Annotated in this window: 12 protein-coding genes; 2 read left to right on the top strand and 10 right to left on the bottom strand. The window is 61.6% G+C overall.

Translation table 11 applies throughout. The annotated features are described in order from the left end of the window. Positions 1-184 precede the first annotated feature (184 nt). Genes ACRCYW_RS21625 through tapM form a run of 5 tightly spaced genes read right to left on the bottom strand, consistent with a single transcriptional unit; the run spans position 185 to position 5159 of the window. Positions 185-2398: a type IV pilus secretin PilQ gene (locus ACRCYW_RS21625; RefSeq protein WP_438552027.1), complete on the bottom strand. Its 2214-nt coding sequence runs from the start codon at positions 2396-2398 to the stop codon at positions 185-187. Between the two features lie 16 nt (positions 2399-2414). Next, on the bottom strand, positions 2415-2942 hold the full coding sequence (locus ACRCYW_RS21620) for a pilus assembly protein PilP (RefSeq protein WP_438552058.1): 528 nt from the start codon (positions 2940-2942) through the stop codon (positions 2415-2417). A 2-nt stretch (positions 2943-2944) separates the two neighbouring features. Beyond that, positions 2945-3544 (bottom strand): PilO family type IV pilus biogenesis protein TapO, encoded by a 600-nt coding sequence (gene tapO, locus ACRCYW_RS21615; RefSeq protein WP_438552026.1) that lies wholly within the window; start codon positions 3542-3544, stop codon positions 2945-2947. After that, positions 3541-4110 (bottom strand): PilN family type IV pilus biogenesis protein TapN, encoded by a 570-nt coding sequence (tapN, locus tag ACRCYW_RS21610; protein ID WP_438552025.1) that lies wholly within the window; start codon positions 4108-4110, stop codon positions 3541-3543. Before tapN ends, tapO begins: the two co-directional genes overlap by 4 nt. Beyond that, a complete protein-coding gene (gene tapM / locus ACRCYW_RS21605) occupies positions 4098-5159 on the bottom strand; it encodes a PilM family type IVa pilus assembly protein TapM (protein WP_438552024.1) in 1062 nt (353 codons plus the stop codon). Before tapM ends, tapN begins: the two co-directional genes overlap by 13 nt. Before the next feature lie 299 nt (positions 5160-5458). Here tapM and ACRCYW_RS21600 point away from each other — a divergent pair, with 299 nt between their 5' ends. Beyond that, entirely contained in the window at positions 5459-7948 is a 2490-nt protein-coding gene (locus ACRCYW_RS21600; RefSeq protein WP_438552023.1) for a penicillin-binding protein 1A, read from the top strand. 61 nt (positions 7949-8009) lie between these two features. Here ACRCYW_RS21600 and oxyR read toward each other — a convergent pair whose 3' ends face one another. The 4 genes from oxyR to ACRCYW_RS21580 all read right to left on the bottom strand — a co-directional run bounded on the left by oxyR (position 8010) and on the right by ACRCYW_RS21580 (position 12441). After that, on the bottom strand, positions 8010-8906 hold the full coding sequence (oxyR, locus tag ACRCYW_RS21595) for a DNA-binding transcriptional regulator OxyR (RefSeq protein ID WP_438552022.1): 897 nt from the start codon (positions 8904-8906) through the stop codon (positions 8010-8012). 152 nt (positions 8907-9058) lie between these two features. Continuing rightward, positions 9059-10693: a methyl-accepting chemotaxis protein gene (locus ACRCYW_RS21590; protein ID WP_438552021.1), complete on the bottom strand. Its 1635-nt coding sequence runs from the start codon at positions 10691-10693 to the stop codon at positions 9059-9061. A 160-nt stretch (positions 10694-10853) separates the two neighbouring features. Next, a complete protein-coding gene (locus ACRCYW_RS21585) occupies positions 10854-11507 on the bottom strand; it encodes a DsbA family protein (protein WP_438552020.1) in 654 nt (217 codons plus the stop codon). Between the two features lie 76 nt (positions 11508-11583). Continuing rightward, entirely contained in the window at positions 11584-12441 is an 858-nt protein-coding gene (locus tag ACRCYW_RS21580) for a Vmh family MBL fold metallo-hydrolase (RefSeq protein WP_438552019.1), read from the bottom strand. Positions 12442-12561: 120 nt separating this feature from the next. Here ACRCYW_RS21580 and ACRCYW_RS21575 point away from each other — a divergent pair, with 120 nt between their 5' ends. Continuing rightward, complete coding sequence (locus tag ACRCYW_RS21575; protein WP_438552018.1) at positions 12562-13467, top strand: LysR family transcriptional regulator; 906 nt, start codon at positions 12562-12564, stop codon at positions 13465-13467. 45 nt (positions 13468-13512) lie between these two features. On the opposite strand, the gene ACRCYW_RS21570 is transcribed toward ACRCYW_RS21575, so the two are convergent. After that, a complete protein-coding gene (locus ACRCYW_RS21570) occupies positions 13513-14295 on the bottom strand; it encodes a BPSS1780 family membrane protein (protein WP_438552017.1) in 783 nt (260 codons plus the stop codon). Positions 14296-14325: the final 30 nt, after the last annotated feature.

The raw sequence follows: 14325 nt of genomic DNA, 5'->3' as shown, positions 1-14325 counted from the left end.
CGTTAGTAATTACAAACTGTATGGCCCCGGTAAACACTCGACCGGGGTACCTATGAACCTTATCTTGCGATGGATCAGGAGGGGGATTATCTCAATAGAAATCAGGACTGGCAACCGCAGCCCTTACGCCCCAGCCTCATTGGGGCGTAAGGTTATATGTGTTTTACCCTCACATGTAAAGCATTCAGAGGGCGTCGGTCACGATCCGCGGGGTGACGAAGATCAGCAGTTCCCGCTTCTTGTTCTCGCTGGTGGTTTTCTTGAACAGGTAGCCAAGACCCGGGATGTCCCCGAGCAGCGGCACCTTGCTGACATCATTCTTGATGGTCTGTTGATAGATGCCGCCGAGCACCAGGGTCTCACCGTTGTTCACCAGCACCTGGGTGGTGATGGACTGAGCGTTGATGGAAACCGCATCCCCGGTACCGGTCGGCACGGTTTCCCCCTTGGTATCCTGAGTCACGGTCAAGTCCAGGATCACCCTGTTGTCCGGGGTGATCTGGGGAGTGACCTTGAGGCTCAGTACCGCCTTCTTGAAGGTGACCGAGGTCGCGCCGCTGGAGGAGGACTCCACATAGGGGATCTCGGTACCCTGCTCAATCAGCGCCGGCTTCTGGTTCGCCGTGGTTACCCGGGGGCTGGCGATGATCTCGGCCTTGCTCTCTTTCTCCAGCGCCGACAGCTCCAGATCCAGCAGGGTGCCGTTGGCGAGACGGGCCACCTGGAAGGCGAGGGTACCGGCGGCATTGGTCACCGGCAGGTTGACGTTCAACCTGTCTTCGACCCCGGGTCTGGTGATGGTGGAGGTACCATCGTTGTTGCCCGAGCCGTCGTTGCCCTCTATGGTGCCCGAAGTGCCGTTGCCGTGCCCATCCGTCTTGGTCACCCCCCAGCGTACCCCCAGCGCCTCGTCGAAACCATCGTCTATGGTCACCATGCGGGCTTCAATCACCACCTGCTTGACCGGGATGTCGAGAATATCCAGCATCCGTTTGACGTTGCTGATGACATCCGCCGTATCCTTGACCACCAGCACGTTGGTGCGCTCATCCACGCTCACCGCCCCCCTCGGGGAGAGCAGCTTGGTACTCTCGGAGGAGAGCAGCGCCGCCACTTCCGCCGCCTTGGCGTAGTTGATCTGCATATATTCGGTATAGAGCGGCGCCAGGTCGGCCACCTGGTTGCGACTCTCCATCTGCTGCTTCTCGCGGGCGGCTATCTCTTCTGCCGGGGCCACCAGCAGGATGTTGTTGTCCAGCCGCTTGTCCAGCCCCCTGACCTTGAGGATGATATCCAGTGCCTGCTCCCAGGGCACACCATCGAGGCGCAATGTGATATTGCCGGAGACTGAATCCGTGGTCACCAGGTTCAGATTGTTGAAGTCGGCGATGATCTGCAACACGGTTCTCACTGGAATATCCTGGAAGTTCAAGGAGATGGGCTTGCCTTGGTACTGCTTGGCCGCCGTGGTGGCGACCCGCTTCTTCACCTCGATGATGAACATCTTGTCGGCCTGATCGTAGCGATAGTCGAACTGGCCGTTGACCGATAGCTCAAACAGGGTGTCGTTGCCCTGACGGAACACCTCCACCTGAGAAACCGGGGTCGCGAAGTCCTGCACATTGATGAGATTGAGCTGATCATCCGGGATCCGGGTGCCGTGGAACTTGGCCAGCACCTTCTGGCCGCGGCTGCTGACATCCACCGCCGCCGAACTGTTGTCCAGGGTCACCAGAAATTCCCCCTGCCCCTCCTTGCCACGCCTGAAGTCCACCCCCTTGACCGAGTTGAAGTAGGCTCCGCTATTGGTTTGCTGGGTGGACAACACGGGTTTGTAGGCTGCTGCCGGCGCGGGAGCCGAAACCGGTTGAGGGGCTGGCATGGCTTGATTCTGGGCCACTCGCTGGGTGTCGATCAAAGCGGACTGGGTGACAGGCTGGTTTCTGACCAGAGCAGACTGGGTCGCCACCGGCGTCGTGGTGGCTACCGTGGTCGGGGCTGTCGATTGGCCGACCTTCTCCCCCAACGACACCAGCAGCTTGCTGCCCTGCTGATGAACCTGATAGGGAGTCAGCTGATCGAGGGCTATCTTGATGTCGAGCCCCTCCCCCTTGCCTTCCACCTTGAGATTGTCCACCCCTTGCTGCTTGATGGGCAGCGGGTTGACCGTCAGCGCGCCGACGGCACCGGGCACATGAAGCAGCAACTGATTCGGCTCATAGGACAATCTGTCGCTGAAACCGCTCACCGGCTCACTGAAACTCAGTTCCAGCAGCAGTTGATCGGCCAACAAGGGGTTCACCTTGACCTCTTGCAGCGTCGGCACCGCCCACACCTGATGGCAGGCCCCAAACCACAGCAGCGCCACGCCGGTCATCCTGCTTATTGTTGTTCTCATCTCAGCTCATCCCTGATCATTGTTTTGCGTCGAGATTGGCCATGGCCAACTGGGTTTCTCGCGTGACCCAGCATCCCTTGCCATCCGGTACCGTCTCCATCAAGTCGACATGGGTATTCGTTATCTTGATGACTCTTCCCTGATCCAGCCCCATATGTTGATTCAGCCCGATCCGCACCGCCTGTCCATCTGGCGTGTTGATAAGGGCCCATAACTGTCCCTGTTTGCCGATGGAGCCCTTCATGCTCAAACTGGCCAGTGAGTAGCGCTCCAGTACTTCCTTCTCACGGTTGGCCACTATCTGGGCACAATCCGGTTTGACCCTGGCATCCGCTCTGGAACTGTTCTCAGGCTGAGGCTCGATGAAGGGGCTGCGCTGCTCAGTGTGCTGATAGGCCATGGGCGAGAATGGCTTGATCTCCGGCAGAGGTTCAATGGGCACTGGGGGTCTCGCCTTGGTCTGCTTCACATATTCATCCATGTCCTCCTGCCCGCCGCAGGCGGAGAGCAGCAGTATGGGCAGCAAGAGGCAGAGCGGTCTCAGATTCATGGCTGCGCCCCCACCGTCTTGCCGTTGTACTTGTAGGTCTTGGCCAGCATGGACATGCCTATCATCTCGCTCCCATCCTTGTCCTGATTGAGCGTGAATGACTCCAGGATCACTATCCGCGGCAAGGCCGCCATATCGGCCGCAAACTTGCCGAGCTCGTGATAGGTGCCGACCACCTCGATGCGCATGGGCAGTTCGGTGGAAAACTCGCGCTGGACCTCGGGCTCCCAGTTGATCCGGTTGAGCTTCAAGCCATTGTCCGTGGCGATGAAGCTGATGTCATCGAGCAGCCCAGCCACTTCATGGGTGTTGGGCAACTGTTTGAGCTGGGTATCCACCAGATGTTCCAACTGCACCATCTGTTTCTTGTAGGCCCCCAGATTGGCCGCTTGCATGGCCTTGGTCTCAAACTGACCTTTCAGCTCCCCCTCCTTGGCGGCCTCCTGGCGCAATGCCGTCAGGGAACTCGCGATCACGTAGTAATAGATGCCGCCTCCCACCAAGGCACAACAGATGCCGATGAAGATCCCCTTGGCAAGCTTGGGCCAGCGGGCAATGTCGTTGAGATCGAGTTCATTGAGCTGCTGCAGATTCATGGCTGCCCCTTGGCCGTGCTCAGGTTGGTGGAAGCGATCAGGAACATCATGGAGAACTGGCTCAGCGCTATGGGGGCCACCTCGGCGGTGAAGATGGTGCTGAGCTGGGATTGGCCCAGCCAGCCTGAGCCGTCGATGCGCCGCATCATGCTGGCAACCCGCCCGTAGGCTTCCGCCTTGCCGTTGACATCGATCCGGTTGGCCTGCAGCGCCAGGGTATTGAGATAGACTCCGTTGGGCACCAGCACGGGCAACTGATTGAACAGGCGCACCGGCAGATTGCGGCGCATCTGCAGCTGTTCAATGAGCTGCATGCGATCGATCAGCTCCTTGCGCCGCTCCTGCAGCAAACGGATCTCGCCGAGCTGGGCATCCAGCAGGGTCATCTCCTGCTGTAACCGCTGGTTACGCTGTTGTTGGTGGGAGACCTGCTGCACGACCAGCCAATCGATGGCAAAAGCCAGAGAAGCCGTCGCCGCCAGAAACACCCCCAACAAGACGCCAAACTGTTTCTTCTGGCGTTGAGCCCTGACCACCCGCCAGGGCAGCAGGTTTATATTTGACATGGTGTGAAGCTCCGCAGCGCCAACCCAAGTGCAGCCATGTATTTGGCCCCATGAACGAGTCCTCCCTCTCCCTTGGGTTTGCCAAACAACACAAAGGGATCCGGATGAGATACCTCACAACCTAGTTCACTACCAATCTGCTTGGCAAGGCCTGGCAGCAGGCTGCCTCCCCCCGTCAGCACCAGCCGGGATAACTCCTTGTTCCCCGATGAGCTGCAAAACAGCTGCACGTTGCGCTTCACCTGCAGCACCAGGGTATTGAGGTGAGGCTGCAGCACCTCGACCTCATGGTCGGCGGGCAGGGAGCCTTGCGTCTTGGCAAGCTCGGCCTCTTCCAGACTCATGCTGTAAAACGAGGCCAGGGCCTGGCTGTATTGATCCCCACCGAAATTTTGCAGGCGGGAGTAGATCACCTGACCCTTGATCAGGGCGGCAAAGGTGATGGCACTGGCGCCGATGTCGACGATCCCGACCGGTTTTTCCCATGTCTGCAGTTCCGGCAGACAGGCCAGCACAGCGCGCCCGAGAGCATGAGCGCCAACGTCCACGACCTTGGTGTTCATGCCGGCTTCCGTCAGGGCGCTGACCCTGCCGCTGACGCTCTCGGTGCGGGCTGCGCTCAGCAATACCTCCTGGCGGCTCTCATCGGTCGTCACCCCCAGGATCTCGAAATCCAGGCTGACTTCATCGAGGGGGAAGGGGATGAGTTGCTCGGCCTCCAGCTGCACCTGGCTCTCCAGTTCGCTGTCGTTGATGTTGGTATCGACCTGGATGACCTTGGTGATGACGTTGGAGCCGGTCACCGCGGTGGCCACGTGCTCGCAATCCCCCTGAATAAGCCGCTTGAGGGACTTGAGGGACTGGCTGACCCGTTCAATATCCTGTAATTGGTAATCGACCAGCGTGCCTTTGGGCATGGCAATCTCGGCGACAGACTCGAGATGCAACTTGCCGGGACGCCCGCTGAGGGTGACGGCCTTGATGGTTTGACTGCCAAAATCAATACCCGCCAAGGAGAGGAGGGATCCTTTGCTGAATAGCCCAAACATATACACATCCATGCGTTATTGGGTTTTAGGACTTATTGTAGGACAGCTCATCACGGGGTGATGATTTAACTCAATATAATGCTCTATCTATCAATGTCATAAAGTTTATGTCAAAAATTGACCCGCCTCTCCCTTCCTCCTCTGCCCGCCCCTCGCCTTGGTAATTGCGCCATGAAGTGCTACCCTCGCGCCTCTTCTCGAGGTCCGGGTCCCTGGACAGGAAAACCTCGAATCTGCAGGGCTAAAAAGGCTATACTCTGCGCCCGTTGGCTAATTTTAAGACGATTGGTAGTTCTTCCATGCTGAAATGGCTCGTTCGCCTCTTTATTGTGATGATGCTGGGTGCTGTGCTGGGTGTTGCCAGCCTCATCGGCGTCTACTTCTACATCAAGCCCCAGTTGCCGGATGTGAGCGCCCTGCGCGATGTCAAACTGGCTACCCCCATGAAGGTCTACAGCCGGGACGGTGAGTTGATCTCCCAATTCGGCGAGATCCGTCGCATCCCGCTGCGTCTGGACGAGATACCCCAGTCCATGATCGACGCCGTGCTCGCCACCGAGGATGCCCGCTTCTACGAGCATCCTGGCATAGACCCCATCGGCATCATCCGGGCCGCCACCGTTTGGGCTGTCTCCGGCCAGGCCCGCCAGGGCGCCAGTACCATCACTCAGCAGGTCGCGCGCAACTTCTTCCTGAGCAATGAGAAGACCCTGGTACGCAAGATCAAGGAGGTCTTCCTGGCCTGGCGCATCGAGCAGAATCTCTCCAAGGACGAGATCCTGACGCTCTATCTGAACAAGATCCCCCTCGGCTACCGGGCATTCGGGGTCGGCGCAGCCGCCCAGGTCTACTTCGGAAAGGATGTGAAGGATCTGACCCTGGACGAGATCGCCATCATCGCCGGTCTGCCCAAGGCCCCGTCCATGCTCAACCCCATCCGCTCCCCCGAGCGTGCCTTCGCCCGCCGCAACGTGGTGCTCGGCCGCATGCTGGAGACCGGCAAGATCACCCAGGCCCAGTTTGACGAGGCGTCCAAGATGCCGGTCAAGGCCCGTTACCACGGCGCCGAGACGACGCTCAATGCCCCTTACCTGAGCGAGATGGTGCGTCAGAAGATGGTGGAGCAGTTCGGTGAAGATGCCTACACCATGGGCCTGCACGTCTACACCACAGTCACCGCCAAGCGTCAGCGGGCCGCCCATCGCGCCCTGCTGGACGGTGTCTTCGACTACGATACCCGCCACGGCTATCGCGGTCCCACCGCCCTGCTGTGGAAGGCCGGTGAACCGGCCTGGGACTACGAGCAGATCATGGCCCACCTGGCCAAGCAGCCGACCTATCAGCCGCTGATGGCGGCCGTGGTCACCAAGCTGACAGACAAGAGTGCGACCCTGGTGCTGAAGAATGGCAAGCAGGCCGAGCTCGGCTGGAATGGCATCAAGTGGGCGCGTGCCTTCATCACCGACGATCGCCAGGGCTTCTCCCCGAAATCGGCCCGGGACGTGCTGAAAGTCGGCGCCCAGATCTGGGTGCGGGAGAAGGGTGAGGAGCTGCTGCTCTCCCAGATCCCCGAAGTCAACGCCGCCCTGGTGGCCATGAACCCGCAGGATGGGGCCATCGAGGCCCTGGTCGGTGGCTTCAGCTTCGAGATCTCCAAGTTCAACCGGGTGGATCAGGCACGCCGCCAAGTCGGTTCCAACATCAAGCCCTTCCTCTATGCCACCGCGCTGGAGCAGGGCTACACCCTGGCCTCCCTGATCAATGATGCCCCCATCAACCAGTGGGATCCGGCCAAGGGCCCCATGTGGCAGCCCAAAAACTCACCGGCCATCTATGAGGGCCCGACCACCCTGCGCCTCGGCCTCGCCAAGTCCAAGAACGTGATGTCGGTGCGACTGATGCGCGCCATCGGGCTGGATACCTATATCGACGGCCTGACCCGCTTCGGCTTCGCCCGGGATCACATCTCGGCGAACGAATCCCTGGCCCTCGGCGCCGCCGAATTCACCCCGCTGGAAGTGGTGCGCGGTTACTCCGTGCTGGCCAACGGCGGCTTCCAGGTCAGCCCCTACTTCATCACCGAAGTGACCGACAGCTTCGGTCAGCCCCTGTATCAGGCCAATCCGGCCGCCGCCTGCCGCGACTGCGGCGTGCTGGCCGCCGCCGGTCTCGACAGCGCCGATGCCTACCTGAATACGGCACCGGACTGGAAGGCCCAGTGCCCGATCGATCCCGTGGTGCCCAACAACATGGCGCCTCAGACCATCAGCGCCCAGAGTGCCTTCCTCATCACCGACACCCTGACCACCGCCATCTGGGGTGGCAACGGTTGGCGTGGCACCGGCTGGCGGGCGGCCCGTGACCTCAAGCGTCACGACATCTCGGGCAAGACCGGGACCACCAACGAATCGCGGGATGCCTGGTTCTCCGGCTATACCCCGAACCTGGTGGCCACCTCCTGGATCGGCTTTGACAACCACCAGCGCGGCCTCGGCCGGGCCGAGTTCGGGGGCGGCGCCGCCCAGCCCATCTGGATCGACTTCATGAAGACGGCCCTGCAGCAGATCCCCGAGCGCAAGATGCCGGTACCTGAAGGGGTGATGCAGGTGCGCATCGATCGCGAAACCGGTCTGTTGACCAACCGCACCGATGGCAGCACCACGGAAGAGTTCTTCAAGGAGGGGACAGAGCCGACGCGTTACTCCAGCCAGCTCTCCGATGGCAATCAGGTCTACGGGGGCGATGGCTCCAGCAGCGATGGCCCCGTCTCCACGGACGACATCTTCTAAGCTCGCAGACATGCAAAAACCGGCGCCAGGGCGCCGGTTTTTTTATGCACGCATTACCACATCATGCCAACAGTGACTTCATCAACAGCGAGATACGCGCCGCCAATTCATTGAAGCAGGGTCTTCTCACCGAGTAGTGACGGTAGAGCAGTGATATGGTTCGCCCCGGAATAGGGTCGATCACGGGTCGGTAGCTGACGCCCCCCTCCTCCTTGTTGGTCGGCACGGCGAGACGGGGGATCAGGGTCAGGCCGCTGCCCGCCGCCACCATATTGCGCAGGGTTTCGAGGCTGGTGCCCTTGAAGCGCTGATCCTCCCCGATACCGGCGGCGAAGCAGAAGCCCATGGCCTGATCCCGCAGGCAGTGACCATCCGCCAGCATCAGCAGCTTCTTGCCCTTGAGATTGTGCAGCGGCACCGCCCTGGCCTGGGCCTCGGGATGCTGCCTGGGCACCGCCAACCACATGGGTTCCTGATAGAGCGGGATTGTGCCAAAGCCCTCCATCCCCTCCAGCTCCGCCAGCACCACGCAATCCAGCTCCCCCTCCTCCAGACGCTTGAGCAGTACCTGAGTCTGCTCCTCGTAGAGGTAGAACTCCAGCTTGGGGAAGTGCTCCCGCAAGTCCTGGATGATGTGGGGCAGCAGGTAGGGGCCGACGGTGGGAATGAAACCGATGTGGATCTCGCCGGACATGGGCTCGGCGAAGTGCTGGCCGATACTCTTCAGCTCGCGCACCTCCTTGAGCACCTTGCGAGCCTGCTGGGCCATGGCGTCACCGGCAGGCGTGAACAGCACCTTGCGGGAGGTGCGTTCGATGAGGATGACCCCCAGCTCGTCCTCCAGCTTGCGCAGCTGGCCGCTCAGGGTCGGCTGACTGACGAAACAGCGCTCCGCCGCCTTGCGAAAGTGCTTCTCCTCTTCCAGCGCTACCAGGTATTCGAGATCGCGAAGGTTCATACAACTACATCCGGCCCATTAATGAGTCCGCTAGCATGCCCAAGAACGGGCGACGGGACAAGGGATGTCCATGGTGGGATGAATGGGGGGATGAGAGGAAGCGGGCCTGAACGCTCGTCCAGGCCCGCTCATTGCTCCGTACGGGGAGATCCTCACACCCTGAAGCGGCGTACCATCTCCTGCAGCTGGGTGGCCAGCTGATTGAGGTCGTTGCAGGCGGCTGCCATCTGGGTCGCCCCGGCCACCACCTCCTCAGAGGCATGGCTGATGTTGACCACATTGCGATTGAGCTCCTCGCTCACCGCCCCCTGCTCCTCGGTCGCCGTCGCTATCTGGATGTTCATCTGGGAGATGCTCTCGACCGAGCCGCTGATCTCGGTGATGGAGGCTCCCGCCTCCCGCGCCGTGCCCACGGTTGCCTGCATCAGCGCCTGGCTCTGCTGCATGGTGCTGCCGGCCTGCTCCGCCCGTTGCTGCAGCTCGGAGATGATGGTGTTGATCTGGGCGGTGGAGTCCTGGGTTCGCTTCGCCAGCGTGCGCACCTCGTCTGCCACCACCGCGAATCCGCGCCCCTGCTCGCCGGCCCGGGCCGCCTCGATGGCGGCGTTCAGCGCCAGCAGGTTGGTCTGCTCGGCGATGCCGCGGATCACCTCCAGCACCATGCCGATGTTGCGGCTGTCGTCGCCCAACTGGCGGATCACCTCGGCGGTGCTCTCGATGGCGGAGGCGACCTGCTCGATCCGCACGATGGAATCGTTGACGGTGTGGGCCCCCTGCTCGGCGGTGCCGCTCGCCTGGGTGGCGGCTTCCGCCGCCTCGTTGGTGTTGCGGGAGACCTCCTGCACCGTCGCCTGCATCTCGTTCATGGCCGTCGCCAGCTGATTGAGCTCATGCTGCTGACTGTTCATGCTGGTCGCCGACTGCTTGGCCACCACGCTTATCTCCTCGGCGGCCGAGCTGAGCTGCACCACGGAGCCGGACACCTCGCTGACCAGGCTGCGCAGGCGGCCCTGCATCTCGCCAAAGCCCTTGGCCAGCTGCCCCAGTTCGTCGTTGTTGAACAGGTCAAGATCGAGCCGGGTCGCCAGATCCCCGCCCGAGACCTTCTGGGTCTGGGCCAGCAGCAGCATGACAGGGTTGCGGATGAGCCGCGTCAGCAGCCAGGCCACCACGACCACGAACACCACAGTGAAGAAGCCTATCAGGATGCTAAGCGTCCTGGAGTTTTCATATACCCCCTCGATGGTGGCCGTCATGTTGCGGGCAACCTTGTCGTTGATGTCCCGCAGCACCAGAGCCTTCTTGCTGACGGCAACCAGAGCAGTCATAGTGATCCCTTCGCGCAGAGCCATGACCTTGACCATATCCCCCTGCTGCAGCGCGGCGGCGAGCTCGTCATGGGCATCGAAGTATTGTGCTGCCGCCTCTGTGAGCGCCTTGAACTCCTGCTCTTCTTGGGCCGATGTAAACGGCATGGCCGCATAGGCCTGGGCGGCGGTGGCAAATTCCTGCTTGGCCGTCTGATAGACCTTGTCATAACGCGCCACCCCCTCCTTGTCTTGCCCTGAGATCACCATGTTCAGCTCGGCCCGCCGCGAATTCAGCAGGGAGGTCTCCATCTGGTTGGCGGCCTGCATGCTCGGGATCAGGTTGCCCGTGATCAGGGTCGTGTCACGAAATAGCCCCGACAATTGCGACACCGAAAACCACGCCAGTGCGACCACCAGCACGGCCAGGGTGGCAAATCCAGCGCTCAGCTTCTGACTAATTGACATGTTTTTGAACATGATGCGTATCCTTGACGACCTGAGAGGCATCTGGGTATTTCATACCCAAATGATGACTATTCATACGGAGATAAATCTAGCTGCATCTCCCTATATCGTCAGCCTCAGGTCAAGCATGAGTCCATGCCAGCGTTCAGAAGCACTGTTCAGACCAGATCACCTATCTAGATTGTGGTTTTACCTGCTTCAGCTGTGCCGAGAGAAAATCGGTGAAGGCTGCAGGATCTCCGAGGAAGGTGGCGAGGGGAAGCACAACCAGGCGCTCGCCCTGCACCAGCCCCAATGTGGGATAACCCTGCCCGCCGAGACGGCGCAACCAGGCCTGGCTCTGGGCCAGATGTTCATCGAGACTGACCTCACGATACGCCACCTCGAATGCCTCCCTATTGAGCCCTTGCTCCTCGGCCAAGGCGGCGAGCCGGGGGAGTGACCCCACCCAGAGACCATCGCGGTAATGGGTCTGCTGGATGCGGTGCAGCATGGTCAGGGCATCTCCCCCCAGGGCGCTGACCGCCAGGATGGCGCGAATGGGGGGCTCGGAGTCGAGCAGCAGGCCATCGCTCAGCAACAGCTCATCGAAATAGCGCGCACCGAAGGACTGGCCGGTCAGGGCCTGGATCCGCTCGTCATGGGGGAGCACATAGTCGCGCAGCGCCGTCCCCATGGGTTGGCGGCGATCCCCCAGCCAGAGGCCGCCGCCATGCAGCGCGATCTCAAGCCCGGGGATCTTGGCCGCGGCCGCCAGCAGGGGGGCCGCCCCATAACACCAGCCGCAGAGGGGGTCGTACACATAATGCAGGGTCGAATCGCTCATCGCGCTTTACTCCAAACCGATTGAAAAAACCGGGCGCTCGGCCCGGTAAAAAAACACAGGGAACAGACTCAGGCTATTACCACTTCATCTCGCCGGTGGCGACCTTGGCACCGATATCCAGGCCGTCATCGACGGGCAGAGCGGGGTAGGCCTGCTTCAGCTCCGCCACCAGCCCGGCGGAGCCCTTGGCCTTGGCAAGCGCCTGTTCGAAGCGCAGCACATAGTCGCGAGTGAAGGTCACGGCATTGACTCCCTTGGGTTCGGCCCCGAGGAAGTGACCGGGCACGACCCGCTCGGGTTTGAGCGCCAGCATCTCGTTCAGGGTCTGCACCCACTGGGCACGCGCGGCCTTGGTCTGGCTGTCCGCCATCCACACATGGGTGTTGCCATACACGGGTACACCGCCCAGCGCCGTCTTGACGGAGGGCAGCCAGAGGTAGGCACTCGGGGTATTCATGGCCTTGATCTCTATGGTTTCCCCTTCCAGGGTCAGGTGAGAGGCGGTCAATACCTCGGGCACGATCAGTTGCTTCGGCGCCTGCTCGGCCAGGATGGGGCCCCAGTAGGCCAGCTTGGCATCCTTGGTCTGCTTGATATGGTCAACCACGTGCTGGCTGGCGAGGATCCTGACCTCGGGGAAAGCCGCCTTGATCGGCTCGAGCCCGAAGTAGTAGTCCGGATCCCCGCCGCTGATGTAGACGGTGGTCAGTTTCTTGCCGCTCTGCTTCACCAGATCCACCAGCGCCTTGCCATCCTTGACCCCGAACTGGGCGTCGATGAGGATGGCCTCCTTGTCGCCGGCCACCAGCTCGGAGGAGACGGGGAAGATCCCCTTCTCGCCGGGGTTGTAGACGGTCACCGTCAGGGGCGCGGCGAGGGCGGCGCCGCCGAGCAGGGTGGTGGCCAGGGTCAGGGTACGCAGTACAGTGTTCATCGGATATGCCTCATCGGTTGTTTGTTCATCGAGTAGTTGTAGTTTATTGAAACATTATCAGCGCAAATACCGCATAATGAGCGCATCACTGTTGCATTAATCGAACATATAGGGGCAAAAATGGATCGGCTGACCGCATTGCGAGTCTTCGTCTGCGTGGTTGAGCAGGGCAGCCTGAGCGGGGCGGGCGAGCGACTGGAGATGTCCCGTGCCATGGTCTCGCGCTATCTGGCGGAGCTGGAGCGCTGGATGGGGGCGCGCCTGCTGCACCGCACCACCCGCCGCCTCAGCCTCACGGGGCCGGGGGAAGAGGCCCTCAATCGAGCCAGGGCCATGCTGGCACTGGGGGAAGAGATGGAGCAGCTGGCCGTGCGCAGCGACGAGGCCCCCAAAGGGCAGTTGCGCATCACCAGCAGCTACTCCATCTCGGATGCCCTGCTGGTAGAGGCCGCCAACGCCTACCTCGCCCGCTATCCGGGGACGGCCATCGACATCCTCTTGCTGGACAGAACCGTCAACCTGGTGGAGGAGCGCATCGACCTCGCCGTGCGTATCACCAACGATCTGGACCCCAACCTGGTGGCCCGCCGCCTCGGGACCTGTCACTCCGTGGTCTGTGCCAGCCCGGCTTACCTGGCGCGCCACGGCACCCCGCAGCGGGTACAGGACCTCGCCCTGCACAACTGCCTCACCTACACCTACTTCGGCAAGAGTCTGTGGGAGTTTGAGGGGGCGGATGGCCCGGTCTCCGTACCGGTGAGCGGCAACCTGAGCGCCAACATCTCCAACCTGCTGCTCAAGGCGACCCTGGAGGGGGCCGGCATCAGCCTGCAACCCCGCTACTCGGTGCAAGCGGAGCTCGCGAGCGGCGCCCTGATCCCCCTGCTCGGCCAGTGGCAACCCAAGCGCCTCGGCGTCTACGGGATCTATGGCACCCGCAAGCAGATGTCCCCCCTGCTGCGCAGTTTCCTCGACTTCCTCATCGAGCGCATGGCCGGGGATCCCCTCTGGCAGGGCGGATCATGAACAGCAAAACGGGGCCTGCGGGCCCCGTTTCATGCACGGCGTAGTTTATGCCTCGAAACCAAACTCCCGGGTTGGGGGCGTCTGCTCGGTGATGGTCTCTTCCTCCAGGTAGATGTCCCGATAGGCTGCGTAGATGGAGTAGTTGATGGCGGGCAGCACCACCAGCAGACCCACCAGGAAGAGCGCCGCGCCGAGCAGCATCAGCAAGGCCCCGATCAGCCCCCACCAGAGGAAGGGCCAGATGTTGCGCAGGCAGCCCATGAAGCTGAGCCTGGCCGCCTGCAGGACCCCGACACCCTGGAAGAAGATGAGGGCCGGGGCGAAGGTGATGGCCATCAGCATGGGAACCACCAGCGCCATCCCCAACAGCAGGCAGAGCAGGAAGCCCTGTGCCTGCGCCGGAGTCAGGGTCAGCGTTTCCGGGTTCTGGGCCAGCAGCCCGGTCAGATCCCACAGATGCAACAGGGCGAAGCAGACAAGCAGGATCAGGCCGAGCATGCCGAGCACCAGCAGGCCCCCCAGCACCAAGGGGGTCAGACGGTGGCGAAAACCGGCGAAGAAGTCCGCGAACTGGAGGGATTGCCCCTTGAAACCGCGCCGGGCCACGGCCACCCAGCCCGCCCCCCACACCATATAGAGCAGCTGCGAGATGAGGCCGCCCGCGGGGAGCTGATCCAGCACCAGACCCACCACGAACCAGAGCACTATCATGGCCACACTGGCCCCCATGCCCCGATTGAAGATCTCGAAACCGGTTCGGATCCAGACCCAACCCCGACCCATGGGGTGGCGCTTGGGTTCGCGTCGTAGGCTGGGTTCTGTGTTCATCATCGACCTCGCAGGAAAACAAACGAAAAG

The organism is Aeromonas sp., from assembly GCF_051657805.1.
Classification (GTDB): domain Bacteria; phylum Pseudomonadota; class Gammaproteobacteria; order Enterobacterales; family Aeromonadaceae; genus Aeromonas.
Note: the sequence above shows the minus strand (reverse complement) of the source record. Positions and strands in the feature narration are given on the sequence as shown.